Source organism: Klebsiella sp. K-Nf6, assembly GCF_002806655.1.
Lineage (GTDB): Bacteria > Pseudomonadota > Gammaproteobacteria > Enterobacterales > Enterobacteriaceae > Klebsiella > Klebsiella variicola.
Genome location: NZ_PIBN01000004.1, coordinates 21,517 through 46,880 on the forward strand (window position 1 = coordinate 21,517; position 25,364 = coordinate 46,880).

Annotated in this window: 24 protein-coding genes and 1 tRNA gene; 17 read left to right on the forward strand and 8 right to left on the reverse strand. The window is 55.8% G+C overall.

The window, feature by feature from the left end; genetic code table 11:
- Window positions 1-23: 23 nt before the first annotated feature.
- The 4 genes from CWM61_RS08380 to CWM61_RS08395 form a co-directional block, all read right to left on the reverse strand.
- The gene (locus tag CWM61_RS08380; RefSeq protein WP_100631058.1) at window positions 24-881 is read right to left on the reverse strand and encodes a hypothetical protein; all 858 of its coding nucleotides are present in this window, start codon (window positions 879-881) and stop codon (window positions 24-26) included.
- Window positions 882-1,247: 366 nt separating this feature from the next.
- Window positions 1,248-1,730, reverse strand: coding sequence for a WbuC family cupin fold metalloprotein (locus tag CWM61_RS08385; protein WP_074387917.1), 483 nt, complete (start codon window positions 1,728-1,730; stop codon window positions 1,248-1,250).
- A gap of 254 nt (window positions 1,731-1,984) precedes the next feature.
- Window positions 1,985-2,059, reverse strand: a tRNA-Arg gene (locus CWM61_RS08390).
- An 88-nt stretch (window positions 2,060-2,147) separates the two neighbouring features.
- The gene (locus CWM61_RS08395) at window positions 2,148-3,077 is read right to left on the reverse strand and encodes a formate/nitrite transporter family protein (RefSeq protein WP_074387918.1); all 930 of its coding nucleotides are present in this window, start codon (window positions 3,075-3,077) and stop codon (window positions 2,148-2,150) included.
- Window positions 3,078-3,366: 289 nt separating this feature from the next.
- Here CWM61_RS08395 and mlaA point away from each other — a divergent pair, with 289 nt between their 5' ends.
- Complete coding sequence (gene mlaA / locus CWM61_RS08400; RefSeq protein WP_008803901.1) at window positions 3,367-4,128, forward strand: phospholipid-binding lipoprotein MlaA; 762 nt, start codon at window positions 3,367-3,369, stop codon at window positions 4,126-4,128.
- Between the two features lie 61 nt (window positions 4,129-4,189).
- Here mlaA and fadL read toward each other — a convergent pair whose 3' ends face one another.
- Window positions 4,190-5,512, reverse strand: a complete 1,323-nt coding sequence (gene fadL / locus CWM61_RS08405; RefSeq protein ID WP_061153750.1) for a long-chain fatty acid transporter FadL — start codon at window positions 5,510-5,512, stop codon at window positions 4,190-4,192.
- 373 nt (window positions 5,513-5,885) lie between these two features.
- On the opposite strand from fadL, the gene CWM61_RS08410 reads away from it, so the two are divergent.
- The 4 genes from CWM61_RS08410 (at window position 5,886) to sixA (ending at window position 10,477) form a co-directional block, all read left to right on the forward strand.
- Window positions 5,886-6,170, forward strand: a complete 285-nt coding sequence (locus CWM61_RS08410; RefSeq protein WP_012967491.1) for a YfcZ/YiiS family protein — start codon at window positions 5,886-5,888, stop codon at window positions 6,168-6,170.
- Between the two features lie 157 nt (window positions 6,171-6,327).
- The gene (fadI, locus tag CWM61_RS08415; protein ID WP_016161604.1) at window positions 6,328-7,638 is read left to right on the forward strand and encodes an acetyl-CoA C-acyltransferase FadI; all 1,311 of its coding nucleotides are present in this window, start codon (window positions 6,328-6,330) and stop codon (window positions 7,636-7,638) included.
- Window positions 7,638-9,782 (forward strand): fatty acid oxidation complex subunit alpha FadJ, encoded by a 2,145-nt coding sequence (fadJ, locus tag CWM61_RS08420; RefSeq protein WP_100631059.1) that lies wholly within the window; start codon window positions 7,638-7,640, stop codon window positions 9,780-9,782. Before fadI ends, fadJ begins: the two co-directional genes overlap by 1 nt.
- Window positions 9,783-9,991: 209 nt before the next feature.
- The gene (gene sixA / locus CWM61_RS08425; protein ID WP_008803906.1) at window positions 9,992-10,477 is read left to right on the forward strand and encodes a phosphohistidine phosphatase SixA; all 486 of its coding nucleotides are present in this window, start codon (window positions 9,992-9,994) and stop codon (window positions 10,475-10,477) included.
- Between the two features lie 18 nt (window positions 10,478-10,495).
- On the opposite strand, the gene smrB is transcribed toward sixA, so the two are convergent.
- The gene (gene smrB / locus CWM61_RS08430) at window positions 10,496-11,047 is read right to left on the reverse strand and encodes an endonuclease SmrB (RefSeq protein ID WP_061153753.1); all 552 of its coding nucleotides are present in this window, start codon (window positions 11,045-11,047) and stop codon (window positions 10,496-10,498) included.
- Between the two features lie 167 nt (window positions 11,048-11,214).
- Between smrB and prmB the strand changes: the two genes are divergently transcribed.
- From prmB to CWM61_RS08460, 6 genes are read left to right on the forward strand one after another with little or no spacing between them, the layout of a single operon-like run.
- A complete protein-coding gene (prmB, locus tag CWM61_RS08435; RefSeq protein WP_074387921.1) occupies window positions 11,215-12,147 on the forward strand; it encodes a 50S ribosomal protein L3 N(5)-glutamine methyltransferase in 933 nt (310 codons plus the stop codon).
- Between the two features lie 41 nt (window positions 12,148-12,188).
- Complete coding sequence (aroC, locus tag CWM61_RS08440) at window positions 12,189-13,274, forward strand: chorismate synthase (protein ID WP_061153754.1); 1,086 nt, start codon at window positions 12,189-12,191, stop codon at window positions 13,272-13,274.
- A gap of 2 nt (window positions 13,275-13,276) precedes the next feature.
- A complete protein-coding gene (gene mepA / locus CWM61_RS08445) occupies window positions 13,277-14,101 on the forward strand; it encodes a penicillin-insensitive murein endopeptidase (protein WP_100631060.1) in 825 nt (274 codons plus the stop codon).
- A complete protein-coding gene (locus CWM61_RS08450; RefSeq protein WP_008803911.1) occupies window positions 14,101-14,910 on the forward strand; it encodes a sulfite exporter TauE/SafE family protein in 810 nt (269 codons plus the stop codon). Before mepA ends, CWM61_RS08450 begins: the two co-directional genes overlap by 1 nt.
- Window positions 14,910-15,458, forward strand: a complete 549-nt coding sequence (locus CWM61_RS08455; protein ID WP_074387923.1) for an elongation factor P hydroxylase — start codon at window positions 14,910-14,912, stop codon at window positions 15,456-15,458. The genes CWM61_RS08450 and CWM61_RS08455 overlap by 1 nt, the downstream gene beginning before the upstream one ends.
- 31 nt (window positions 15,459-15,489) lie before the next feature.
- Window positions 15,490-15,771, forward strand: a complete 282-nt coding sequence (locus CWM61_RS08460; protein WP_008803913.1) for a YfcL family protein — start codon at window positions 15,490-15,492, stop codon at window positions 15,769-15,771.
- A 61-nt stretch (window positions 15,772-15,832) separates the two neighbouring features.
- Here CWM61_RS08460 and mnmC read toward each other — a convergent pair whose 3' ends face one another.
- Window positions 15,833-17,821 (reverse strand): bifunctional tRNA (5-methylaminomethyl-2-thiouridine)(34)-methyltransferase MnmD/FAD-dependent 5-carboxymethylaminomethyl-2-thiouridine(34) oxidoreductase MnmC, encoded by a 1,989-nt coding sequence (mnmC, locus tag CWM61_RS08465; protein ID WP_100631061.1) that lies wholly within the window; start codon window positions 17,819-17,821, stop codon window positions 15,833-15,835.
- A 158-nt stretch (window positions 17,822-17,979) separates the two neighbouring features.
- Here mnmC and fabB point away from each other — a divergent pair, with 158 nt between their 5' ends.
- Entirely contained in the window at window positions 17,980-19,200 is a 1,221-nt protein-coding gene (fabB, locus tag CWM61_RS08470) for a beta-ketoacyl-ACP synthase I (protein ID WP_074387925.1), read from the forward strand.
- A 209-nt stretch (window positions 19,201-19,409) separates the two neighbouring features.
- Complete coding sequence (locus CWM61_RS08475; protein ID WP_100631062.1) at window positions 19,410-20,591, forward strand: MFS transporter; 1,182 nt, start codon at window positions 19,410-19,412, stop codon at window positions 20,589-20,591.
- Between the two features lies 1 nt (window position 20,592).
- Here the strand turns inward: CWM61_RS08475 and CWM61_RS08480 are convergent, their stop codons facing one another.
- Window positions 20,593-21,330 (reverse strand): GntR family transcriptional regulator, encoded by a 738-nt coding sequence (locus CWM61_RS08480; RefSeq protein ID WP_100631063.1) that lies wholly within the window; start codon window positions 21,328-21,330, stop codon window positions 20,593-20,595.
- A gap of 195 nt (window positions 21,331-21,525) precedes the next feature.
- Here CWM61_RS08480 and CWM61_RS08485 point away from each other — a divergent pair, with 195 nt between their 5' ends.
- The 4 genes from CWM61_RS08485 (at window position 21,526) to CWM61_RS08500 (ending at window position 25,327) form a co-directional block, all read left to right on the forward strand.
- The gene (locus CWM61_RS08485) at window positions 21,526-21,840 is read left to right on the forward strand and encodes a PTS sugar transporter subunit IIB (RefSeq protein WP_074387927.1); all 315 of its coding nucleotides are present in this window, start codon (window positions 21,526-21,528) and stop codon (window positions 21,838-21,840) included.
- Between the two features lie 108 nt (window positions 21,841-21,948).
- Window positions 21,949-23,295 carry a PTS sugar transporter subunit IIC gene (locus CWM61_RS08490; RefSeq protein WP_061153763.1) on the forward strand — a complete coding sequence of 449 codons (1,347 nt, stop codon included), beginning with the start codon at window positions 21,949-21,951 and terminating at the stop codon, window positions 23,293-23,295.
- Window positions 23,282-23,593: a PTS lactose/cellobiose transporter subunit IIA gene (locus CWM61_RS08495; protein WP_023340577.1), complete on the forward strand. Its 312-nt coding sequence runs from the start codon at window positions 23,282-23,284 to the stop codon at window positions 23,591-23,593. The genes CWM61_RS08490 and CWM61_RS08495 overlap by 14 nt, the downstream gene beginning before the upstream one ends.
- Before the next feature lie 60 nt (window positions 23,594-23,653).
- Window positions 23,654-25,327 carry a carbohydrate porin gene (locus CWM61_RS08500; protein ID WP_074387928.1) on the forward strand — a complete coding sequence of 558 codons (1,674 nt, stop codon included), beginning with the start codon at window positions 23,654-23,656 and terminating at the stop codon, window positions 25,325-25,327.
- Window positions 25,328-25,364 lie beyond the last annotated feature (37 nt).

The window sequence follows — 25,364 nt, forward strand, 5'->3', positions numbered from 1 at the left end:
CGTCACTTGCCGGCGAGCCTGGACTAACGATCGGCTTCGCTGAGGATATCGGCCTCATCGGGCAGGGTATTCTCCCGGAGCATGCCCTCTTCTTTGAGCCTTTCCAGTACGTGATGAAAGAGCTGAGTCTTGTCTGGCTCGGCCATATTCTGCAACTTCTCATTAAATACGGTATGAGACTGAATAAGATAATGGATAAATTCCAGCAACACCTCATTTTGCGGCAGGACGGTTAATTCCTGATGGATGTAACTGGTTTGTTCCTGCAACGAATTTTTTGTCACGTCCATAGGCCGGGCGCTAATACTGTGAGCATATATTTTCTCAATGGCCTGGTTGGTGATATAGATTCGGTTCAATGATATAGCAGAGTATTCGTCTGCATCCGGAATGAAATGACAATAGACAAACGGTTTGTCGGGCAGCATCATGCTGAGTCTGTTTTCGTAAAGAATATCATCAGGCGCCTCCAGTAGCGCCATTAAATTCCGACAATGTGGGTGCCAAAGTCCGGAGGCGGACACTTTTACGTTAAACTGCGTCACCGTATTTCCGCGTAATGTTTCCATTATCGGAATATCGCCATCAAGCCGCAGAATGCTGCGGATATGGGAGTGGGGTGACCAGAAAGTCTCCACAGCCTCGGCGGCAAGCGGATTTAGCGCGGCGGTCACGTCTTTTTCCTGGTGAGAAAGGACGGCTATTTTTAAGGTTCCCCGCGTCGGGTTGAGTTTCAGACAGAGATTGATCGCGCCAATATCATGCCAGTGAAGAATGTCTTCAAGTTCGCAGTTTAATAATTTTTGCGCCCGGGCAAGAGAGCAATACTCCATTGGCGGTAAATTATTTAGCTTCCAGATGTTCCGTTCTGTTATATTCATAAAGATTGTATGTCGATGAAAAATAAATTGTCATGGTCAGCAACAGTGAGCCGATTACAATGATTTATTCTTTCCGCTGACGTCCTTTAGCTGATTAATAAAATCCATTCACATTGAGAATAATATATCGATAAATTGACTACTGTTATTGTTCTGCCAGGTATTTACTTTATCCCGTTATCTTATCATCTCTTATTCGTAGAGAAAAATAGTTTACTGACTATAACCATTTCTCTCTTTTTAGCAGGAATGCGGAAGGTGAGTATGCGCGAAGTGTGAAGAAAGTAGCGGTCAATTCGACAAACTTTATGGCCGGCTGGGGAGAATCAAACAGACGACTGTGGCATCTGTTTGATATACCTGATGCTATTGCGGCGTTGGCAGGAAACGGTCACCCGGCTGCGCGATGGCATACCATGCCATCATCTCTGCGGTGCCCGGTTGGCCTTCGGCAGGCGCCCAGGCCATGGTGTCAACTTCGGCAAGCGGCTGATAAGCACCTTGCTTAACTTCAAAAACCATCCCGCCCGGGTCGAGTGAGAGCACCGTATGCCAGGTACCGGCTTCCATTTCCAGCGCTGTACAGGTTTCACCCAGCACCACCCGGCGGGTGACTACGCCATTATCATCAAAATTCAGTACCACAAAGCGTCCTTTCAGCGGCAGCAAAAGTTCGAAAGTATGTCTGTGCCGGTGCGGACGGATATAGGTGCCGGGTTCCATCGCAATAGCGAGGCGTTGTACCGGGTCATTTAGTTCGGGATGAAAATTGCGATGGGCACGCAAGCGCGGGGCACTGGCCGCCGCTTCGCTCTGCTGCTGCATATCGCTGAGGGTAATCTGTTTCATATCAACGCCTGGCTCCTGTATCGTCCAGAGAAGGTTGCAATGGGATAGTGGCTTATTAAGTAAGGCGTAAGCCAAAGGGTATTGTACGCAGAAAGCGCGTTCTTGTCGGTTTATTGTCTGTGTGATTGACTGGGGCGCCCCTTCCTGTCCTGGCTAATCCACACGTGGATAATTTCGGCAAATTATGATGGCGAGAAGAATATGCCATGGCTGGCGTTTAGGTAATGGTGGGGAAATAGCGGGCAACGTTTATATGGTGTCCCCTGCAGGAATCGAACCTGCAACTAGCCCTTAGGAGGGGCTCGTTATATCCATTTAACTAAGGGGACAAGGCGGTGCGAGTATAGCGTTTTTTGCCCGCCTGAGTAAGAGCCATACCGTCTGACTGCTTAAACCCTCGCCACTCAGGGCGCTTTTTTATGCCCGGTCGGCGTTTTTGGCGTTCTCCGCAGCCTGGGCGCGGGCTTCCGCTTTTCGCTTGCTGCTCATATCGTTACGGATCTGCGCATGGCTCAGCAGCGCGAAGATGAAGGTCCCGCCGCAGATATTTCCCGCCAGCGTCGGCAGGGCGAACGGCCAGATGAAGTCGCTCCAGGGCAGACTTCCGTTAAACACCAGATAAAAGATCTCGACCGATCCCACCACAATATGAGTCGTATCCGCCAGGGCGATAAGCCAGGTCATGAGAATAATCACCACGATCTTGGCCGCACCGGCGACAGGAAACATCCAGACCATAGTGGCGACCAGCCAGCCGGAAATAATCGCATTAGCGAACATCTCCGTCGGGCTGTTTTTCATTACGTCTTCGGCGATGCTGACAAAGGCCTGACGAGTGGGTTCATCAAAGACGGGCATAAAATTGAAGGCCCATGCGGCCACTGCGGTACCGATGAGGTTGCCAGCCAGCACCACCGACCATAACCGCATCAGCAAACCGACGTTACCTGGGGTGGGATTGTGCATCACCGGCAGTACGGCGGTAACCGTATTTTCCGTGAACAGCTGCTGGCGGGCCATGATCACGATAATAAAGCCGAAGGTATACCCGAGATTTTCCAGTAAAAACCCGCCCGGGAGCCCCTCTAGTTTGACGTGAAAAATGCCTTTTGCCAGCAGGGAGGCGCCCATCGACAGACCGGCCGCAATGGCTGACCACAGCAGTGCCAGCGCATCGCGCTCCATCTCTTTTTCCCCTTCCTGGCGAATATGTTCATGGATGGCCATCGCCCGCGAGGGCAGGCGATCTTCATCCACTTCTATTTCCTCTCCGCGCTGTTTTTCTTCACTTTCGACTTCTCGCTCGTCATCCGCTGGTTTTAATTTGTTATCGTCTAGTTCATCCATTTCGTGGCCCTCGCTATCAATCTATATAGTTATAGCGTAGCGGCTTTCCCTGCCGTCTGGCTGGGCATACTCTGAAATCGCAAAAATGGTAACGTCAGATTTTTGTTGCTCCGGTAGAATAGGAGCCCCGCGATCTCGTTATTCCCAGGCTATGATCAAATCAACAACTTGGGTGATATAGACATCGTTCAACGTGCTGTTACAATCGCTCACATCTATACGGGCGGAAACGTTGTCTTTCCGTCATGGATGGCAACTCGCGATAGCCATAAAAACCAGGGAGACACCTATGAATTATCGCCTGTCGGCGCTTGCGCTTGGCGCCACATTGCTGGTGGGATGTGCCAGTTCCAGCTCTGGCGATCAGCCGCAGGGGCGTTCAGACCCGTTAGAAGGGTTTAACCGCACGATGTTCAATTTCAACTTTAACGTGGTTGACCCTTACGTGCTTCGCCCGGTGGCAGTGGCATGGCGTGACTATGTCCCGCAGCCGGCGCGCAATGGTTTAAGCAACTTCACCAGCAACCTGGAAGAGCCGGCGGTAATGGTGAACTCCTTCCTGCAGGGCGACCCCTATAAAGGTATGGTGCACTTTACCCGTTTCTTCCTGAACACCATCCTCGGGATGGGCGGTCTGATCGATGTCGCGGGCATGGCGAATCCGCAGCTGCAGCGCGTTGAACCGCATCGTTTCGGCAGCACGCTCGGCCATTATGGCGTCGGCTATGGTCCGTATGTGCAACTGCCATTCTACGGCAGCTTTACGCTGCGCGATGAAGGTGGCGATATGGCCGATGGCCTGTACCCGGTGCTCTCCTGGTTGACCTGGCCGATGTCGATTGGCAAATGGGCTGTCGAAGGGATTGAAACGCGTGCTCAGCTGTTGGATTCCGACGGTCTGCTGCGTCAGTCTTCCGATCCTTACATTTTGGTGCGTGAAGCTTACTTCCAGCGTCATGACTTTATCGCCAACGGCGGTAAGCTGACCCCGGCGGACAACCCGAATGCCCAGGCTATTCAGGATGAACTGAAAGACATCGATTCCCAGTAATCTGCGAACGATAAAAAAAGGGTGAACATGTTGTTCACCCTTTTTTGTTGCGCGCGGCTTATCAGAAGCGGTAGTTGAAGTTGGCGCCGTACAGCCAGGCGGTCCCTTCGGAACGGAAGGTATACGGACCTTCCTTAATTTCAACGTGCTGGCCGTGCATATAGGAAAGACCGACGTCAACCGACGCATCCTTGTTGAACGCGTAAGTGGTACCCGCGCTCAGCCACAGGCGATCCTGGTCAGGAATGGAGATGGAGCGGTTGTTGGCCGGCACCGGGCTGTCATCGAAGGCGATACCGGTGCGGAAGGTCCAGTTATCGTCGTAATAATAAGTGGTCCCCAGCGCGATGCGGTAGGCATCCTTAAAGCCTTCCTCTTTATAGAACAGCGTCTGGCCGTTGCTGCCGGTGGCTTTCAGCTCCTGGAACTGACTCCAGCTGGTGTAGGTCAGGCTATAGTGGACCGCCCACTGCGGCGCCACGCGGTTATAGCCCGACAGCTCCCACATTTCCGGCAGGTTAAGGGTCAGTGAACCGCCGGTGGTCTGGCCGTTAGTGCCCGCTGGCAGACCGAAGTTGCCGAGGATTTGGTTATAGGCCGCCGGCAGGCTGCTGCGGTAGTTACCGTCGAAGTCGATCTTCACCTCGGAACGGTAGGTAAAACCGTAGCGGTTGTTCTTATCCAGCTCATAGAGAATACCGGCGTTCCAGCCAAAGCCCCAGGCGTTACCGTTAAGATGGGCGATCTGCGTGTCGGCAGGGATCTTCGCCACCTGGCCTGCCAGCGCTGGCGGCAGCGCGCCAGAGCCTGCGACAATCTGACCCAGGTCACCTGCATAGCGCTCGATCTTCGCCTTGGCGTAGACCGCGTCAAAACCTAAGCCAAAGCTCCAGTTGCTGTCGAGACGGTAGGCGCCGCTCAGGTTGAAGTTAGCGGTGGTCAGGTCGGTTTTACCGCCCATGCTGCCAGCCGCATAGTCGTCGTTGTATTCCGTTGCCAGGCCGTAGTTAGAGGTAATGGATGCCCCCCAACCGAATTGATCGTTAATCGGCGCGACAAAGTGGAAGTTGGGTACCCACGCCGTCGGGGCGATATTGTCCGCATTCAGGCTCTTGCCGGTGGGAGAGGTGCCGGAGACATTGACACCCGGGTCAACAAAAACGGCGCCCGCCGACATAGTTGGACGGTCAAACATCATAATCAATGCCGGGTTACGACTGGCATTGCCTGCATCGTCTGCGATAGCCCCTTCACCGGAATAGGCCCGACCCAGCCCTGATGAAGAGAATTCGTTGAGCTGGAAGCCTGCTGACCAGGCCTGGGTGGAAACAAGTGCTACAGCCACTGCAAGGGCAGATTGGGTAAAGCGGGTTTTCTGGCTCATGCCCATAACCTCATTGAGTTATTTTTTTTTAAACTATGTTACATGCCGTAACAGAAGCGCGGAAGTGTAGGGTCTGTGTTACAACAGAGAAATCAGACCAGTGCGCTGAGTATAGGTCTGACCAGATGAGTTGTTGCAAGTTTGTTTATGAAGTTTTTCAATTGTGATAACAGAAACGCGATCCAGCTGGCAAAATTGTCGGGGGGAGTAAGAGCCAGAGAGGGTGATTTTTGTTTTAGATCATTTTTAAGTGTGATTTCTGTCACTTAACGCGGTGATGGTGATTCTCGGCTGGAGGCTCACCGGGGGCAGGGCGTAAAATAGGCACATTATTTGTCTGGCGCCGAAGGTGCCTATACAGAGGAAATCTACGATGAGTAAATGTAGCGCTGATGAAACCCCGGTATGCTGCTGTATGGATGTTGGTACCATTGTGGACAACACCGACTGCACCGCCTCATACAGCCGCGTGTTCGCCAACCGCGCGGAAGCGGAGCAAACGCTCGCTGCGCTGAGCGAGAAAGCGCGTAATGTGCAATCTGAACCGTGCAAAATCAACCCGACCTTCACCGATGTTGACGGCGGCGTACAGCTGGATATCGATTTTATTTTTAGCTGCGAAGCCGAATCGCTGATCTTCCAGTTAGGATTACGTTAATCCCTCCGTTTAACGCCCCGTAGAAGGGGCGTTACCTTTCTGTTCAATGTGTTTTGGCTCGCAATTTTTCGCTTCCCCGATTGGCTTAATGTAAAAAATTAGTTAAGACTGTTATCAGGTCAGACCACTTGGTTGTTTTGCTTAACAGGGGAGCGTTATGAGTCAGGCATTACCGCTTATCACCCGTCAGGGCGATCGCATTGCCATTGTCAGGGGGTTACGCACGCCATTTGCGCGCCAGGCGACGGTTTTTCATGGCGTTCCGGCCGTTGATTTAGGGAAAATGGTGGTTGGCGAAATGCTCGCCCGGAGTGACATTCCCGCGGACGTCATTGAGCAACTGGTTTTTGGCCAGGTGGTGCAGATGCCGGAGGCGCCGAATATCGCCCGGGAAATCGTGCTCGGCACTGGAATGAGCGTGCACACCGATGCCTATAGCGTCAGTCGCGCCTGCGCCACCAGCTTCCAGGCCGTGGCGAATGTTGCTGAAAGCCTGATGGCCGGCAGCATCCGCGCCGGTATCGCCGGCGGCGCCGACTCCTCTTCTGTATTGCCCATTGGGGTCAGTAAAACACTGGCCCGCACGCTGGTGGATGCCAATAAAGCCCGCACGCTGAGCCAAAAGCTGAAGCTGTTTTCCCGTCTGCGGCCGCGCGACCTGCTGCCGGTCCCCCCGGCGGTGGCGGAATATTCAACCGGTTTGCGGATGGGCGATACCGCGGAACAGATGGCGAAAAGTTGGGGCATCACCCGGGAACAACAGGATGCGCTGGCGCATCGTTCGCACCAGCTGGCGGCCAAAGCCTGGGAAGAGGGAAAGTTGTCAGCTGAGGTGATGACGGCCTACGCGCCCCCTTTCCGCGAGCCGCTGGAGCAGGACAACAATATTCGTAAAAATTCAACCCTCGCAGATTACCAAAAGTTACGCCCTGCCTTTGACCGCAAACATGGCACCGTCACCGCAGCCAACAGCACGCCGCTGACGGACGGCGCGGCGGCGGTGATCCTGATGACCGAGTCCAGGGCCAAAGAGCTGGGTCTGACGCCGCTGGGTTATCTGCGCAGCTATGCCTTTACCGCCATCGACGTCTGGCAGGATATGCTGCTGGGTCCCGCATGGTCCACGCCGCTGGCGCTGGAGCGGGCAGGTCTGACGCTGGCGGATCTGACGCTTATTGATATGCACGAAGCTTTTGCTGCGCAGACGCTGGCCAATCTCCAGTGTCTGGCAAGCGAGCGCTTTGCTCGTGAAGTGCTGGGACGCTCGCAGGCCACCGGTGAGGTGGATGAGAGCAAGTTTAACGTCCTCGGCGGATCTATTGCTTACGGTCATCCTTTTGCTGCCACCGGCGCGCGGATGATCACCCAGACGCTGCATGAGCTGCGGCGACGGGGCGGGGGATTCGGTCTGGTGACGGCCTGCGCGGCAGGTGGTCTGGGTGCGGCGATGATCGTGGAGGCTGAATAATGGATGCTGTTTCCGCTTTTAAGCTTGAGGTCCGTGCGGACAAGATCGCGGTGATCACCATCGATGCCCCGGATGAGAAAATGAATACCCTGAAAGCCGAGTTCGGCAATCAGGTGCGGGGGCTGATACGCCAGATTCGTGATGATAAGTCGGTGCGCGGCGTGGTGTTTATTTCCGCCAAAGCGGATAACTTTATCGCCGGCGCAGACATTAACATGATTGCCCGCTGCCGCAGCGCGCAGGAAGCGGAAGCGCTGGCGCGCCAGGGACAGCAGATTATGGCTGAGATCCATGGCTTGTCGATCCCGGTGATTGCCGCCATCCACGGCGCCTGCCTTGGCGGCGGTCTGGAACTGGCGCTGGCCTGTCATGGCCGGATCTGTAGCGATGACGAAAAAACCCGTCTCGGTTTGCCGGAAGTGCAGCTTGGCCTGCTGCCGGGCTCCGGGGGAACGCAGCGTTTACCGCGGCTGATTGGCGTCAGTACAGCGCTGGATATGATGCTTACCGGCAGGCAGCTGCGTGCGCGCCAGGCGCTGAAGGCCGGTCTGGTAGACGAGGTGGTTCCGCAGGCGATTTTATTGCAGGCGGCGGTGGAGCTGGCGCTGAAGGGGCGACCGGCCAGTCGGGATATGCCCGTACGCGAACGCGTGCTGGCGGGGCCTTTGGGCCGCCATCTGTTATTCCATTTCGTCGGCAAACAAACGCAGCGCAAGACCCAGGGGAACTATCCGGCGGTGAAGCGAATTCTGCAGGTTGTCGAGAATGGCCTGGCCCACGGTTGCAGCAGCGGTTACGCCGAAGAAGCTCGCGCGTTTGGCGAACTGGCGATGACCCCGCAGTCGCAAGCGCTGCGTTCGATCTTTTTTGCCAGTACCGATCTGAAAAAAGACCGTGGCGCCGAAGCCGAGCCCGGACCGCTGACGAGCATTGCGGTGCTGGGCGGCGGCCTGATGGGCGGGGGGATCGCCTATGTGACCGCCTGTAAGGGCGGGCTGCCGGTGCGCATTAAAGATATCCAGTCGCGTGGCATTAACCATGCCTTAAAGTACAGCTGGGATCTGCTGAATAAACAGGTCCGCCAGCGTCGACTGCGTCCCAGCGAGCGCGATCGCCAGATGGCGCTGATCTCCGGCGCCACCGACTATCAGGGCTTTGCTCATCGCGACGTGGTGATCGAGGCGGTATTTGAGGACCTGGCCCTGAAGCAGCGGATGGTCAGCGAAGTGGAGCAATACAGTGGGCCGCAGACCATCTTTGCGTCGAACACCTCATCGTTACCGATAGGCGATATTGCCGCCCAGGCCCGTCGCCCCGAGCGGGTGATCGGCCTGCATTTCTTCAGTCCGGTGGAAAAAATGCCGCTGGTTGAAGTGATCCCGCATAAGGGAACCGATCCGCAGGCTATCGCCACCGTGGTGCAACTGGCTAAACGTCAGGGGAAAACGCCGATTGTGGTGGGGGATAAAGCGGGCTTCTATGTGAACCGCATCCTCGCGCCCTATATCAATGAAGCGATGCGCCTGCTGGTGGAGGGCGAACCGGTTGAAGAGATTGATAAGGCCTTGGTTAAATTCGGTTTCCCGGTAGGGCCAATCCAGCTACTGGATGAGGTTGGTATCGATACCGGCACCAAAATTATCCCCGTACTGGAGAGCGCGTTTGGAGAACGTTTTAGCCCACCTGCAAACATCATTGACGCGATTTTGAAGGACGATCGCAAAGGTAGAAAAAATAATCGTGGTTTCTATCTTTATGAGACAAAAGGGCGTAAAAGCAAAAAACGGCCCGACCCGGCAGTCTATCCGCTGCTCGGCATCGACCGCCCCCAGTCGCGGCTCTCCGCGCAGCAGGTGGCGGAACGCTGTGTGATGATGATGCTTAACGAGGCGGCGCGCTGCTTTGATGAGCAGATTATCCGTAGCGCGCGCGATGGCGATATCGGCGCCGTCTTTGGTATAGGGTTTCCGCCATTTCTTGGCGGCCCGTTCCGGTATATGGATACTATCGGCGCGGGTGAAGTAGCCGCGATCCTGCAGCGCCTGGCCGCCCAGTACGGCCCACGTTTTACACCCTGTGACACTTTATTACGCATGGCCGAACAGGGGACAACCTTTTGGCCAGCGGATGAACGGCTGACCTAAGTTGTGGTCAAAGAAGATAAATCCGGCTGCGGATGACGCTGTTGATTGGCTGTTTTGTAAACAATGATTGACTATACTTACGCCATTGAGGTAAAAAACAGCGTTTCATTCGTTGAATGGATCAGGCACAATGCCCGGCCACCGGGTCACCTGCGTATTGTCTTCGCAGGCCAAACTACGGTGCTTCTGGTTAACAAAAGCGGTGCAATATGCAAGTTTTTATTATGCGTCACGGCGACGCTGCCCTCGATGCAGCCAGCGACTCAGTTCGTCCATTAACCGTATGCGGTTGTGATGAGTCTCGTCAGATGGCAACCTGGCTGAAAGGTCAAAAAGTGGATATTGAGCGCGTTCTTGTCAGTCCCTATCTGCGTGCAGAACAGACGCTGGATATTGTTGGGGAGTGCATGAACCTGCCGAAACATGTCGACGTGATGCCGGAACTCACGCCGTGCGGCGACGTAGGCCTGGTTAGCGCCTATCTGCAGGCGCTGGCGAATGAAGGCGTGGCGACGGCGCTGGTCGTCTCCCACCTGCCGCTGGTGGGGTACCTGGTCTCAGAGCTGTGTCCGGGGGAAACGCCTCCGATGTTCACCACCTCGGCTATCGCCTGCGTGACGCTGGACGCCGACGGCAAGGGTGAATACCTCTGGCAGAAAAGCCCCTGCAATCTCAAGATGGCCAACGCCATCTGACGGCCCCGGAGCCCGCCGTTAAGGCAGCTCCGGCGGTTGCCACTCCTCTACCTCAATCAGTATCAGCAGTGCGGCGTCACCGCCGTACTCTTTTGGTGCCTGGTGAAACGCCATAATATGCGGGTGTTGCGCCAGCCACAGCGGGGTTTGCTGTTTGAGAATATGTTTGCCGTGCCCGTGCATCACACAGGCGCAAAACACATGTTCGCGGCGGCAGGCGGCAATCAGCGCGCCCAGCTCCTGTTTGGCCTGCTGCTGGGTGAGCCCATGCAGATCGAGAAACAGTTCCGGCGAATAATCCCCTCGGCGCAGCTTTTTCAGCTCAAAATGGCTGACGTCGGGGCGGACATATTTCGTTGAGCCTTCGGTATTCAGTAGCGGCTGAAACTCATCGGAGAAATAGTGGCTGTTATCGGCCTGTTCCTGCAGCAAACGCTTCGGGGCAACCTCGGTGATTTTCTTGCGCTGCGGGCGGTGAACGATGGTGTCCTGCTTGATCTTTCGCGTGCCGGTCATCAGCTGACGGAACAGCGCCTGATCCTCCTCGCTTAGCGATGTCTTCTTTTTCATTGTCCGCTCTCATTAATACTTTGCGCTAGTTTACCCGACTCAATATCCCTTCGGGCAAGGAAAACCTGTTTTTTCCCCAGCCACCCTACGCAAGAATGCTGATTTATCGCCGTCTTCATGGCACACTAGCCGCCGAATTTATAGCAGAGTGTGCCCTGGAGGTTGTCGTGGATAAAATTTTTGTTGATGAGGCAGTCAATGAGCTGCATACCATTCAGGACATGCTGCGCTGGGCGGTAAGCCGTTTCAGTGCTGCTAATATCTGGTACGGTCACGGGACTGATAACCCGTGGGACGAGGCAGTACAGCTGGTGCTGCCGTCGCTCTACCTGCCGCTGGATATCCCGGAAGATATGCGGACTGCGCGTCTGACCTCCAGCGAGAAACACCGCATCGTTGAGCGGGTGATCCGCCGCGTGAACGAGCGCATTCCCGTCGCCTATCTGACCAACAAAGCGTGGTTCTGCGGGCATGAGTTTTACGTCGATGAGCGGGTGCTGGTCCCGCGCTCCCCGATTGGCGAACTGATCAACAATCAGTTTGCCGGGCTGATTAACCATAAGCCGCAGCATATCCTTGATATGTGCACCGGCAGCGGCTGCATCGCCATCGCCTGCGCCTATGCTTTCCCGGAAGCCGAAGTCGACGCCGTGGATATTTCCCCGGACGCGCTGGCCGTCGCCGAGCACAACGTTGAGTCCCACGGGCTGATCCATCAGGTTACGCCGATCCGCTCCGACCTGTTCCGCGATCTGCCGAAGCTGCAGTACGATCTGATCGTCACCAATCCGCCGTACGTGGACGAAGAGGATATGGCCGATCTGCCGGAAGAGTATGAGCATGAGCCCGTGCTGGGTCTGGCCTCTGGTAGCGACGGCCTGAAGCTGACGCGCCGCATCCTCGGCAACGCGCCGGATTATCTCAGCGATGACGGGATTCTGATTTGTGAAGTCGGTAACAGCATGGTACATCTGATGGAGCAATATCCGGACGTGCCGTTTACCTGGCTTGAGTTTGATAACGGCGGCGACGGCGTCTTTATGCTGACCAAACAGCAGCTGATTGACGCCCGCGCGCACTTCGGTATTTATAAAGACTAAAAAAACAACACGCCAACATAACGAAAAAGATTGGAGCCGTGATGGCAGGAAATACAATTGGACAACTCTTTCGCGTCACTACCTTTGGCGAATCGCACGGCCTGGCGCTGGGCTGCATCGTCGACGGCGTGCCGCCGGGCATCCCGCTGACCGAAGCCGACCTGCAGCACGACCTCGATCGTCGTCGCCCGGGCACCTCGCGTTACACCACGCAGCGTCGCGAGCCGGATCAGGTCAAAATTCTTTCCGGCGTCTTCGAAGGCGTTACTACCGGGACCAGTATCGGTCTGCTGATTGAGAACACCGATCAGCGTTCGCAGGATTACGGCGCGATCAAAGATCTGTTCCGTCCGGGCCATGCCGATTACACCTACGAGCAAAAGTATGGTCTGCGTGACTATCGCGGCGGCGGTCGTTCCTCCGCCCGTGAAACGGCGATGCGCGTGGCGGCCGGGGCGATTGCCAAAAAATTCCTCGCCGCGAAGTTCGGCATTGTCATTCGCGGCTGCCTGACGCAGATGGGTGATATTCCGCTGGCCATCAAAGACTGGGATCAGGTCGAGCAGAATCCGTTCTTCTGCCCGGACCCGGATAAAATCGACGCTCTGGATGAACTGATGCGCGGCCTGAAAAAAGAGGGTGACTCCATTGGCGCGAAAGTGACGGTGGTGGCTGACGGCGTACCGCCGGGCCTCGGCGAGCCGGTCTTCGATCGCCTGGATGCCGATATCGCCCACGCGCTGATGAGTATCAACGCCGTGAAAGGGGTGGAAATTGGCGACGGCTTCGACGTGGTGAAGCTGCGCGGCAGCGAAAACCGCGATGAAATCACCAAAGATGGATTCCAGAGCAACCACGCCGGCGGCATTCTTGGCGGCATCAGCAGCGGACAGCAGATCGTTGCCCATATCGCGCTGAAACCTACCTCCAGTATTACCGTTCCCGGTCATACGATTAACCGCTTTGGCGAAGAAGTGGAGATGATCACCAAAGGGCGTCACGATCCGTGTGTCGGCATTCGCGCCGTACCGATCGCTGAGGCGATGCTGGCGATCGTCCTGATGGATCACTTTATGCGTCAGCGCGCGCAGAATGGCGATGTGACGACGACAATTCCACGCTGGTAACCATGAAAAACACCGTTATCGCACTGCTCGCGCTGCTGGCCAGCGCCGGTACCCTGGCCGCGACGCCGTGGCAGAAAATATCCCAGCCGATCGGCGGCAGTGCCCAGTCAATCGGCGCATTTTCCAATGGCTGTATCGTGGGCGCCGAGGCGCTCCCTCTGAGCGCCACCGGCTATCAGGTGATGCGTACCGATCAGCGTCGCTACTTCGGTCATCCGGATCTGGTTCAGTTTATTCAGCGCCTGAGTAATCAGGTGCACAATAAAGGAATGGGAACCGTGCTGATTGGCGACATGGGGATGCCGGCGGGCGGGCGCTTTAACGGCGGTCACGCCAGTCACCAGACGGGCCTGGATGTCGATATTTTCCTCCAGCTGCCGCAAACGCGCTGGACATCGTCTCAGCTGTTGAAGCCGCAGGCGCTGGATCTGGTCGCCAGCGACGGCAAGCACGTGGTGCCGTCGCTGTGGAGCCCGCAAATCAGCCAGCTGATCAAGCTGGCGGCGGAAGATAGCGAGGTCACCCGTATTTTCGTCAACCCGGCGATTAAACAGCAGCTGTGCCTGGACGCGGGCAGCGACCGTCAGTGGTTGCGTAAAGTCCGTCCCTGGTTCCAGCATCGCGCCCATATGCATGTTCGTCTGCGCTGTCCGGCAGGGAGCCTTGAATGTGAAGAGCAGGCGCCGCCGCCGGCTGGAGATGGCTGCGGGGCGGAGCTACAAAGCTGGTTCGAACCACCTAAACCCGGGTCTACCCCCCCTGTGAAGAAGACGCCGCCGCCGCTGCCGCCTTCCTGCCAGGCGCTACTGGATGAGCATGTGCTGTAATGGATAGTTTTATCGAGTTGTTTGCCGTATCGCCGTTGGTGCTGGTGGTACTCTTCTTTGTCGCCATCCTGGCCGGTTTTATTGACTCACTGGCCGGAGGCGGGGGGTTACTGACCGTTCCGGCGTTGATGGCGGCAGGCATGCCGCCGGCGCAGGCGCTGGCGACCAATAAGCTGCAGGCCTGCGGCGGGTCGCTATCGGCGACCCTCTATTTTGTCCGCCGTAAGGTAGTCAGCCTCGCCGATCAGAAGCTGAATATTCTGATGACCTTTATCGGCTCAACCGCTGGTGCGCTGCTGGTCCAGCACGTCCAGTCCGATATTCTTAAGCAGATCCTGCCGTTGCTGGTGATCGGCATCGGTCTCTATTTTCTGCTGATGCCGAAACTGGGCGAAGCGGACCGGCAGCGTCGGCTGTACGGTCTGCCGTTTGCGCTGGTTGCTGGCGGCAGCGTAGGATTCTACGACGGCTTTTTTGGCCCCGGCGCCGGTTCGTTTTATGCACTGGCTTTTGTCACCCTGGCCGGATTTAACCTGGCGAAGTCGACGGCCCATGCCAAGCTGCTGAACGCGACCTCAAACGTCGGCGGTCTGCTGCTGTTTATCATCGGCGGGAAGGTCATCTGGGCCACCGGCTTTGTGATGATGGCCGGCCAGTTTATTGGCGCTCGCGCCGGCTCCCGGCTGGTGCTGAGTAAAGGGCAGTCGCTGATCCGGCCGATGATCGTTATCGTCTCGGCGGTGATGAGCGCGAAGCTTCTCTATGACAGCCACGGGGCTGAGATTTTGCAGTGGTTGGGAATTCATTAATGCAACAGCAACACCATTATCAGCAGTTGATTGACCTTTTCGACAGCTGCTTTGCCGAAGAATTTAATACTCGCCTGGTAAAAGGCGACGATGAACCGATCTACCTTCCGGCCGATGACGACACGCTCTATCACCGTATCGTGTTTGCGCACGGTTTCTTTGCCAGCGCCCTGCACGAGATTTCTCACTGGTGTGTCGCCGGCAAAGCGCGCCGCGAACAAGTCGATTTTGGCTACTGGTACTGCCCGGACGGCCGCGATGCAATGACTCAAAGCCAGTTTGAGGACGTCGAGGTGAAACCGCAGGCCTATGAGTGGCTGTTCTGCGTGGCGGCGGGATTTCCGTTTAACGTCAGCTGTGACAATCTGGAAGGAGACGTTGAGCCCGATCGCATCGCCTTCCAGCGCCGGGTCCATGCTCGGGTGATGACTTTGCTTGAACAAGGGCTCCCCGAACGTCCGGCGCGTTTTATTCGCGCATTGCAACATTATTATCAAACGCCGACATTGACGGCGGAACACTTTCCGTGGCCGGAAGACCTGCACTAAGGCCACACATTACATGACAAGAGGTAAGATGATGATCGCGGAGTTTGAATCACGCATTCTGGCGCTGATTGACAACATGGTAGACCACGCCAGTGATGATGAACTGTTTGCCGGCGGTTATCTGCGCGGCCACCTGACGCTGGCGGTGGCTGAGCTGGAAGGGGAGGGCGAGCATTCTGCTGAAGCGGTAAACAGTAAGGTCAGCCAGAGCCTGGAGAAGGCCATCAGCGCTGGCGAATTGTCGCCGCCGGACCAAATTCTGGTGCAGGGGATGTGGCATAACCTGTATCAACAGGCGAAAAATCAGGCCTGAGCCATGTTGTAGCCCGGGTCAGGCGTCAGCCGTACCCGGGAAATTGCCTGCCCTCATGGTTTTATTTCACCGCTTTTCCCTTCAGCAGTTTTCTCACCCACAGACGATTCGGATTCAGCGCCGCCAGGGTATCGCTATCCAGCGGCAGCGGTTCAGCGCTCATCTGCGCCGCCAGCAGCTCAGCGCTTAACGGCGCGGTGCAGAGACCCCGCGATCCGAGCGCGCCAAGCATAAACAGGTTGTGACAGACCGGCGCGCGACCGGCGTTATCCTGCTGTTCGTGGAGGCTGGCGTATTGCGTCAATATTGCCTGATAGTCCGGCACGTTACCGACCATTGGCAGGTGATCGCGGGTGGCGCAGCGTACACCGCAGCGGGCATCATTGGCGCTGATATCCACGTCCTGCGTCCAGTCCGCGTCCGGGAAGCAGTCGATCAACCGTTGCCGGTTGTGCTGCTGATCTTCCTCGCTGAAGGTGGTGTCGGTCTTCCCGCGATGGTAGCTGGCGCCAATGCAGTGCTGCTGATTGTGCGGATTCTGCGGCGTCAGGTAGCCATCGTAGCACAGCACCTGGCACAGGGCGGAAAGCTGCGGGGTGGTAGGTATATGACTGACCTGGCCGCCAACAGGGTAGACCGGCAGCTGGGCGGTTTGCGCAAAATCCGCGATGCTGTGGCCGTTGGCCAGCACCACCGCCTGATGATGCTGCTGCTGATTGAGCAGCCAGCCATCGCCCTCCATGCTGAGTGTTTCGACGTGATAACCATAGCGCACGTGCAGGCCGCGAGTTGCCGCCAGCGCCAGCAGCTCGGCGGTGAGCTGCTGCGGGCACAGCCAGCCGCCGGCCGGATAGGTGATGCCGCCGCAGCCGGTATCGACGCCGGTCAGCCCGACAACCTGTTCCGCCGTCACCGCGCAGGCGATGTCCGGGGGTAAATTCAGCGCCAGCATCTGGGCGATTTTGTGCGCGCTTTTTTCATCCCAGCCGAGCTGGGTGACGCCGCACCATTGATGATCGAACATCACCGGCAGCGCGTCATACATTCGGCGGGCGAAAGTAAAGGCCGCAGGGAAAAAGCGCGCCAGCGCCGGATCGTGCTGGCTTAACAGCGGATACAGCGCACCCTGGCGATTGCCGGAGGCGCCCTGCGCCGGGGCGTCGTCGGCGCAGTAGAGGGTCACCTGCCAGCCTCGGCGCAGCAACGCGAGGGAGAGCAGGGCGCTGGCGATCCCTCCACCGATGATGGCTGCCTCGCGGGCATCGCTGCTCCTGCGAGCGAACCAGGGCGCGCGCGCAGGAAAGCTCAGCGCTTGCGCCATCTCTCCGGCCAACATCTCCCGTTTGCGGCCGAAGCCTTTGCTTTTACGCATGGTAAAGCCGGCCTCCTGCAAACCGCGACGGACAAAACCAGCGGAAGTGAAGGTAGCCAGTGTCCCTCCAGGCCGCGCCAGGCGTGCCATGGCGTTAAACAGATCCTGAGTCCACATATCGGGATTTTTGGCCGGGGCAAAGCCGTCAAGAAACCAGGCGTCCACCTGCTGGTTTAGTGAATCATCCAGTTCCCTGGTCAGCTCGTTGATATCGCCAAACCACAGATCGAGCGTCACCCGTCCACCGTCGAGCAGAAGACGATGGCATCCGGCGAAGGCCGACGGCCATTGCGCCTGCAGTTGCTCCGCCCACGGAGCCAGCTCTGGCCAGCGCTGGTGCGCCAGGCGGAGATCTTCAGCCTTCAGTGGATATTTTTCAAAACTGATGAAATGTAACCTTTGCAGGGTAACGTCCGGGTTATCACGAACAAAAACGTCAAACGCCTGCCAGAGGGTCAGGAAATTGAGACCGGTGCCGAAGCCGCTCTCCGCGACGATAAACAGTGGCCGAGAGTGGCTGGCGAAGCGCTCCGGCAGGTGATTTCCACCGAGAAAAACGTAGCGCGTCTCTTCCAGACCATTGTCATTGGAAAAGTAAACATCGTCGAAATCTCGGGAAACAGGTGTACCCTCAGCGTTGAATTCCAGGTTGGCTGGTTGTATGACGTTTTGTTTCACGTAAGTTACTCGAATTACAAGGCGTAGCACGATCTTAACGATGTGTGCCTGAGGGCGCAAATTTATACATAAATTGTCTGATCGGACTTGTTCGGCGTACAAGTGTACGCTATCGTGCGACACGAAACTTAAAATAGTGCGACTTACAGAGGTATTGAATGAAACGTGCAGTGATTACTGGCTTGGGCATCGTTTCCAGCATCGGTAATAACCAGCAGGAAGTCCTGGCATCTCTGCGTGAAGGACGTTCAGGGATCACTTTCTCTCAGGAGCTTAAAGATTCAGGGATGCGCAGCCACGTATGGGGCAACGTCAAACTGGATACCACTGGCCTCATTGACCGCAAAGTAGTGCGCTTTATGAGCGACGCTTCCATCTATGCTTACCTGTCCATGGAACAGGCCGTTGCAGACGCAGGTCTGGCGCCGGAAGCATACCAGAGCAACCCGCGTGTTGGCCTGATTGCAGGCTCCGGCGGCGGCTCCCCGAAATTCCAGGTCTTCGGCGCTGATGCCATGCGTAGCCCGCGTGGTCTGAAAGCCGTGGGCCCGTATGTGGTCACCAAAGCGATGGCTTCCGGCGTTTCCGCCTGCCTCGCCACGCCGTTCAAAATCCACGGCGTTAACTACTCCATCAGCTCGGCCTGCGCCACTTCCGCCCACTGCATCGGTAACGCGGTAGAGCAGATCCAACTGGGCAAACAGGATATCGTCTTTGCCGGCGGCGGCGAAGAGCTGTGCTGGGAAATGGCTTGTGAATTCGACGCCATGGGCGCACTGTCCACCAAATACAACGACACCCCGGAAAAAGCGTCCCGTACCTATGATGCGAACCGTGATGGCTTCGTTATCGCCGGCGGCGGCGGTATGGTCGTCGTGGAAGAACTGGAACACGCCCTGGCGCGTGGCGCGCACATCTATGCCGAAATCGTCGGTTACGGCGCAACCTCCGATGGCGCGGACATGGTAGCCCCGTCTGGCGAAGGCGCAGTGCGCTGCATGCAGATGGCGATGCACGGCGTTGATACCCCGATTGACTACCTGAACTCCCACGGTACGTCTACTCCGGTCGGCGACGTGAAAGAGCTGGGTGCTATCCGTGAAGTGTTCGGCGACAACAGCCCGGCTATCTCTGCAACCAAAGCGATGACCGGTCACTCGCTGGGCGCGGCGGGCGTACAGGAAGCCATCTACTCCCTGCTGATGCTGGAGCACGGCTTTATCGCGCCGAGCATCAACGTCGAAGAGCTGGACGAGCAGGCTGCTGGCCTGAACATCGTCACCAAGCCGACTGACGCTAAGCTGACCACTGTGATGTCCAACAGCTTCGGCTTCGGCGGCACCAACGCCACGCTGGTGATGCGTAAATACAACGATTAATCAGCATGCGAAGTGCAGAGGGGAGCCACCGGCTCCCCTTTTTTGTTATCTTGACAGGGTAAGGGCCTGCAGGCAAACTGCTGGCGGATCCATTAGTCTCTCCACTAATGCGTAAGCGTTTAACGTCAACCAACGCGCCTTAACCCTGAGAATCAGGTGGAGGGGGCGTGTCGCTTTGCTCGCCTTACTCTGCGAATCTGGAGTAATGCATGTCCGCAGTTACTGAAACAACATCCCATTCCTCAGCGAATTTTTCGCTCTTCCGTATTACGTTTGCCGTCTTTTTGACCTACATGACCGTTGGTTTGCCGCTGCCAGTGATCCCGCTGTTTGTCCATCAGGAGCTGGGGTTTGGCAACACCGTGGTTGGCGTGGCGGTAGGGATCCAGTTCCTCGCCACCGTTCTGACCCGCGGCTACGCCGGGCGCCTGGCAGACCAGTACGGCGCTAAACGCTCCGTCCTGCAAGGGATGCTGGCCTGTGCCCTGGCCGGCGCGGCATGGCTGGCCGCTGCGCTGTTGCCGCTGCCGGTGCTCGCCAGGCTTGGCCTGCTGCTGCTGGGGCGCTTGATCCTCGGATTTGGCGAAAGCCAGTTGCTGACCGGTAACCTGAGCTGGGGGATGGGGCTGGTGGGGCCGGCCCGCTCCGGCAAAGTGATGTCATGGAACGGCATGGCGATGTATGGCTCGCTGGCGGTGGGCGCCCCACTGGGATTATTGATCTATAGCCATTTTGGCGTGGCGGTGCTGGCCTGCGTCACCATGGGATTACCTCTCGTCGCCTGGCTCATTAACGGTACCGTACGCAAAGTGGCGGCTCACGGTGGCGAGCGCCCTTCATTATGGGGCGTCATCGGCATGATCTGGCGGCCAGGCATTGGTCTGGGCCTGCAGGGCGTTGGTTTTGCGGTGATCGGCACCTTCGTTTCCCTCTATTTCGCCAGTCATAACTGGCCGATGGCCGGCTTTACCCTGACGGCGTTTGGCGGTGCCTTTGTGCTGATGCGTATTCTGTTTGGCTGGATGCCGGACCGGTTTGGCGGCGTCAGGGTGGCGATGGTTTCGTTACTGATAGAGGCGGTTGGTCTGACGCTGCTGGGGCTGGCGCCGAATGCCTGGCTGGCGCTGGCTGGCGCGGCGCTAACGGGATGCGGTTGCTCACTGATTTTCCCTTCACTCGGCGTGGAGGTGGTGAAGCGCGTCCCGGCGCAGGTGCGCGGCACCGCGCTCGGCGGCTATGCGGCCTTTCAGGATATCTCCTATGGCCTGACCGGGCCGCTAACCGGCCTGCTGGCGACCTCGCTGGGCTACTCGTCGGTGTTCCTTGCTGGCGCTCTCTGCGCGGCGCTGGGGATTATCGTCACCCTCGTCTCTTTCCGCCGCCAGGGTTAGGTTATTGTCCGGCCTTGCCCGCGGGCAGGCCGGACGCCGTCTGCCGCGGCAGGTAATACTTCACCTGGAATTCGAACATATTAGTATACAGAATGGAGTAATCGATAGGCTGGTGGTGTTCATCAATCGCCTGCGTCTGCATGCGGATAATCGGATCTTTGGCGCTGATATGCAGGAGAGTTGCCAGCTCAGGCGTTGGGAGTACCGGCACTATTGCTTCGTAACATCCATTTATTCTTACTCCGCATTCGTTTTCTATATATGAAAACTTCGATTTCTTCATATGCGCGATGGTCAGATCGGGAAAACGGGTCGCGGAGAGCCAGGTTTCCTCTAATTGCATGGCGATATTATCGATAAAACGCAATCTTTTAGCATAATATACCGCTTCGCCATGCTGCAATTGCAGTCCACGGGCAATTTCCTCCGACGCTGGCTGTAACTCAAATTTGAGGATCTGGCTGGAGGGCGTTTTTCCCTGATTACGGGCAATTTCGGTAAAACTGTCTAAATGCGTCACCGACGCCTGGAAATGCTTATTTCTAATCCATGTTCCTGAGCCATGTCGGCGTTCGATTAAACCATCCTCTTCCAGCGTTTTCAGCGCTTTACGTAACGTATTGCGTGAAACATCATAAAGTTCTGCCAACTCTTTTTCGGCCGGCAGAAGATCGCCAATGTTGTAGAACGGGCTATTAATTTTGTTTTTAAGCAAATTGACGATATTTTTGTACACCACTTTTGAACCTCCATAATCCCTTTGGAAACATGGCCTTGCTATCGTATGTTGTTAAATATAGGGCAAGACGTTCATTTTTTGCTTTGCTTCTGCACCACTTCAGGATGGCTAACTGTGATCAAAACCGCGGTTAAGAAAATTAACAATTATTAAAGTGCTCGTCAATTGAGGTCATCAGTAAAACAGGAAGGGGTAATGCAAAATATATTGTTAGTGTGTGCGGCGGGAATGTCGACCAGTATGCTGGTGAAAAGAATGCAGGAGCAGGCTGGAAATATTCAGGCTCAGGTTAATATCAATGCGCTGGCCATTTCTGAAGCTAAAGAAAAAATTAAGAACAATGAAGTAGATGTCGTCCTTTTAGGGCCTCAGGTCCGTTTTCAAAAAAAGGAAATAGAAGAGGTGGCCCAGGGGAAAATGCCGGTGGCGGTGATTGACATGAAATATTATGGGCAAATGGACGGTAAAGCCGTCTTGGAAAGTGCGCTGGTATTATTGGCAAACCGATAGTTTTCTCATTTATCCCCGTTATCGTGTGGGTACTTTCGTTGCTGCCCTGGGCTGCTGCGGCTAAAAAACACGATGACGTTAATAAATTATTATGAATAAGGGTTCGTCATGAGTTTCATGGATACCTTTGAGCGTGGCATGGAAAAAATCCTCGTGCCTGTCGCAATTAAGTTAAATTCTCAGATCCACGTTTCAGCGATTCGCGATGCGTTTATTCTTTCGTTTCCCATCGTCATGGCCAGTTCGCTGATTATTCTTATCAACTTTGCTATTTTGTCGCCTGACGGATTTATCGCCAGTATTCTGCATTTAGGGTCGATATTCCCCCATCTCGCGGAGGCGCAGCAGATTTTCACCCCGGTAATGAACGGTTCGGTCAATATCATGGCGATATTGATCACCTTTCTGGTGGCGCGCAATATGGCGATCAGCTATCAGCAGGACGATCTCCTGTGCGGCCTGACGGCGATCGGCGCCTTTTTTGTGGTGTACACGCCTTATACCATCATCGATGGTCAGGCCTATCTGGCGACCAAATATCTTGGCCCGCAGGGGTTGTTTGTGGCGATTATCGTCGCGCTGATTTCCAGCGAAGTCTTTTGCCGCCTGGCGCGCAACCCAAGGGTGACCATCACGATGCCGGCTGCGGTGCCGCCGGCGGTGGCGCGTTCCTTTAAGGTGTTGTTGCCGATTTTCTTCGTGATGATCTTCTTTTCGATCCTCAACTATCTGTTGACGCGTATTTCGCCGAATGGTCTTAACGATCTGATTTATACCCTTATTCAGGCTCCGCTGAAGGATATGGGGACCAACATTGTGACCGTTCTGGTGCTGGGACTGGTGGCGAATTTCCTCTGGGTGTTGGGGATCCATGGGCCGAATACCGTGGCCGCCATCCGCGAGACCATCTTCTCGGAAGCTAACCTCGAAAATCTCTCCTATGCCGCCTCGCATGGCAGCACCTGGGGAGCGCCGTACCCCATTACCTGGACCGGCATCAACGATGCGTTTGCTAACTGCGGCGGGTCGGGTATGACGCTGGGCCTGTTACTGGCCATCTTTATCGCCTCCCGACGCAAAGATTACCGTGACCTGGCAAAAATGGCCTTCGTGCCGGGCCTGTTTAACATCAATGAACCGGTGATGTTTGGCCTGCCGATTGTGCTTAACCCCATCCTGGTGATCCCGTTTATTCTGGTGCCATTTGTGAATTCACTGATCGGTTATTTCTTTATTAGCATGGAGTTTATTCCACCGATTGCTTACGCCGTACCCTGGACCACGCCCGGGCCGCTTATCGCCTTCTTTGGCACCGGCGGCAACTGGCTGGCGCTGTTTGTCGGCATTCTGTGCCTCGCGGTTTCAACACTCATTTACTTACCGTTTGTGATTGCCGCTAACAAGGTCAATACCGCGGCGGCGACCGACCAGGAGGATGGCGATGTTTGCAGATGAAAGTACGGTCATGGAGTTGCTGATTTATGCTGGTCAGGCGCGATCAGACGCCATGGAGGCGATTGCCGCCTCCCGGCAGCGGGAATGGGGGCGGGCAGCGGATTTGATGGCCAGCTCGGAAGCGGCCTGTCGGGCAGCGCATAAGATCCAAACGGCGTTGATAGGTCAGGACGAAGGCTGCGGAAAAATCACCGTTAACCTTATTCTGGTGCACGCCCAGGATCACTTAATGACCGCGATGCTGTGCCAGGATTTAGCCAAAGAAATTATTGCCCTGCGCCAGGAGCGCTCTGCCTGATTTACCCGCCTTCAGCCGTTCTGGCTGAAGGCCAATTATAACAATATGTAAAGGTACCCTATGTATTCAAGTCAATTGAAGGTGAGCTTATTGTCTTTATCGGTACTGCTGGCTATTTCGACAAGTGATGTGATGGCGGCTAAATTAACCATTGAACAGCGTCTGGAATTACTGGAGTCTGAACTGTCGGCGAATAAAAAAGAGCTACAAAAAACGCAATCACAATTATCGACCTATAAAGGTAAGGTGGCCGAATTACAAAAAAGTATTAAGGAGAATGAAAAACGTCATGTCACGACGGGTTATCCAACAACAACGTCGCCGGTGGCGGAAAATATAGCCAATGAAAATAATGAACTGAGTAAAAAAGCGGCCCCGGTGCAGGTGAAAGCCACTCAGCAGGTGGCGGTTATTGATACCGAAGGCCAGAAGCCGAAACTGGAAAGCGTCACCCTGAAGGACATCAGTAAATTTGTTAAAGATGATATTGGCTTTAGCTACCAGGGGTACTTCCGTTCCGGCTGGGGAACATCAAATCACGGATCGTCGCAGACCTACGCCCCCGGCTCGCTGGGTCGTTTCGGTAATGAAATGAGTGGCTGGTTCGACTTAACGTTGAATCAGCGGGTCTATAACCAGGATGGCAAAACGGCGAATGCCGTTGTGACGTACGACGGTAACGTCGGCGAGCAGTATAACGACGCCTGGTTTGCTGGCCAGGATACCGACAGCATTTTGCAGTTTAGTGATATTTACCTGACCACCAAAGGTTTCCTGCCGTTCGCGCCAGAGGCGGATTTCTGGGTCGGCAAACATAAACTGCCCGAGTATGAAATTCAGATGCTGGACTGGAAGTCACTGACCACCGACGTTGCGGCCGGGGTCGGGATCCAGAACTGGGCGCTGGGGGTTGGCCAGCTGGATGCGTCCATCAGCAGGAACGACGTCGACGTATATTCACGAGATTTCACACAAACCACTCAGATGAACACCAACTCAGTCGACCTGCGCTATCGCAATATTCCCCTGTGGCAGTCGGGGTCTCTGTCGCTAATGGGCAAATATGCATTCGCGAATAAAAATGACGAGCAGGAGAGAAACGAGGATAACAACAGCTACTTCCGGTTCAAAGATACCTGGATGGCCACCGCCATTATTCGTCAGGAGCTGGAGCGCAAGGGCTTTAACGAATTTACGCTGCAGGTGGCGAACAACTCGTACGCCAGCAGTTTCGCCAACTTCTCCGGCGCCAGTAACTCCATGGCCAGCGGACGCTATTACTATGGCGATCATACCAACGGCGTGGCCTGGCGTCTGATCTCGCAGGGGGAAATGTATCTCGCCGATCGCATTATCATGGCGAATTCACTGGTGTGGGCCCATGGCAATGATGTGTATAGCTATGAAAGCGGGGCGCACAGCGATTTCGACAGCCTGCGCGCGGTGATCCGCCCAGCCTGGATATGGGACACCTGGAACCAGACCGGGGTCGAGCTGGGGTGGTTTACCCAGAAAAACAACACCCGTCAGGGCGACGATCTGAAGGAGTCAGCGTATAAAACGACGCTGTACCATGCGCTGAAGGTTGGGCCGAGCCTGCTGGGGTCACGTCCTGAAATTCGCTTCTATGGAACGTATATCAATATTCTCGATAACCAGTTGTCGCAGTTTGCGTTCAACGACGAAAGCAAAGATGAGTTTATGGTTGGCGTTCAGGCCGAGGTGTGGTGGTAACCGGCAAATCACTTAACGGGCGCCCGCATGAGGCGGG

What these genes read in the sequence shown, in the direction of transcription:
- mlaA (WP_008803901.1), top strand. Translation starts at nt 3,367, where the DNA reads ATGAATTATCGCCTGTCGGCGCTTGCGCTTGGCGCCACATTGCTGGTG.
- CWM61_RS08450 (WP_008803911.1), top strand. Translation starts at nt 14,101, where the DNA reads ATGGATAGTTTTATCGAGTTGTTTGCCGTATCGCCGTTGGTGCTGGTG.
- CWM61_RS08495 (WP_023340577.1), top strand. Translation starts at nt 23,282, where the DNA reads ATGTTTGCAGATGAAAGTACGGTCATGGAGTTGCTGATTTATGCTGGT.
- CWM61_RS08455 (WP_074387923.1), top strand. Translation starts at nt 14,910, where the DNA reads ATGCAACAGCAACACCATTATCAGCAGTTGATTGACCTTTTCGACAGC.
- CWM61_RS08485 (WP_074387927.1), top strand. Translation starts at nt 21,526, where the DNA reads ATGCAAAATATATTGTTAGTGTGTGCGGCGGGAATGTCGACCAGTATG.
- sixA (WP_008803906.1), top strand. Translation starts at nt 9,992, where the DNA reads ATGCAAGTTTTTATTATGCGTCACGGCGACGCTGCCCTCGATGCAGCC.
- fadJ (WP_100631059.1), top strand. Translation starts at nt 7,638, where the DNA reads ATGGATGCTGTTTCCGCTTTTAAGCTTGAGGTCCGTGCGGACAAGATC.
- aroC (WP_061153754.1), top strand. Translation starts at nt 12,189, where the DNA reads ATGGCAGGAAATACAATTGGACAACTCTTTCGCGTCACTACCTTTGGC.
- CWM61_RS08460 (WP_008803913.1), top strand. Translation starts at nt 15,490, where the DNA reads ATGATCGCGGAGTTTGAATCACGCATTCTGGCGCTGATTGACAACATG.
- CWM61_RS08490 (WP_061153763.1), top strand. Translation starts at nt 21,949, where the DNA reads ATGAGTTTCATGGATACCTTTGAGCGTGGCATGGAAAAAATCCTCGTG.
- fabB (WP_074387925.1), top strand. Translation starts at nt 17,980, where the DNA reads ATGAAACGTGCAGTGATTACTGGCTTGGGCATCGTTTCCAGCATCGGT.
- fadL (WP_061153750.1), bottom strand. Translation starts at nt 5,512, where the DNA reads ATGAGCCAGAAAACCCGCTTTACCCAATCTGCCCTTGCAGTGGCTGTA.
- CWM61_RS08380 (WP_100631058.1), bottom strand. Translation starts at nt 881, where the DNA reads ATGAATATAACAGAACGGAACATCTGGAAGCTAAATAATTTACCGCCA.
- CWM61_RS08475 (WP_100631062.1), top strand. Translation starts at nt 19,410, where the DNA reads ATGTCCGCAGTTACTGAAACAACATCCCATTCCTCAGCGAATTTTTCG.
- fadI (WP_016161604.1), top strand. Translation starts at nt 6,328, where the DNA reads ATGAGTCAGGCATTACCGCTTATCACCCGTCAGGGCGATCGCATTGCC.
- mepA (WP_100631060.1), top strand. Translation starts at nt 13,277, where the DNA reads ATGAAAAACACCGTTATCGCACTGCTCGCGCTGCTGGCCAGCGCCGGT.
- CWM61_RS08385 (WP_074387917.1), bottom strand. Translation starts at nt 1,730, where the DNA reads ATGAAACAGATTACCCTCAGCGATATGCAGCAGCAGAGCGAAGCGGCG.
- CWM61_RS08500 (WP_074387928.1), top strand. Translation starts at nt 23,654, where the DNA reads ATGTATTCAAGTCAATTGAAGGTGAGCTTATTGTCTTTATCGGTACTG.
- CWM61_RS08410 (WP_012967491.1), top strand. Translation starts at nt 5,886, where the DNA reads ATGAGTAAATGTAGCGCTGATGAAACCCCGGTATGCTGCTGTATGGAT.
- smrB (WP_061153753.1), bottom strand. Translation starts at nt 11,047, where the DNA reads ATGAAAAAGAAGACATCGCTAAGCGAGGAGGATCAGGCGCTGTTCCGT.
- CWM61_RS08395 (WP_074387918.1), bottom strand. Translation starts at nt 3,077, where the DNA reads ATGGATGAACTAGACGATAACAAATTAAAACCAGCGGATGACGAGCGA.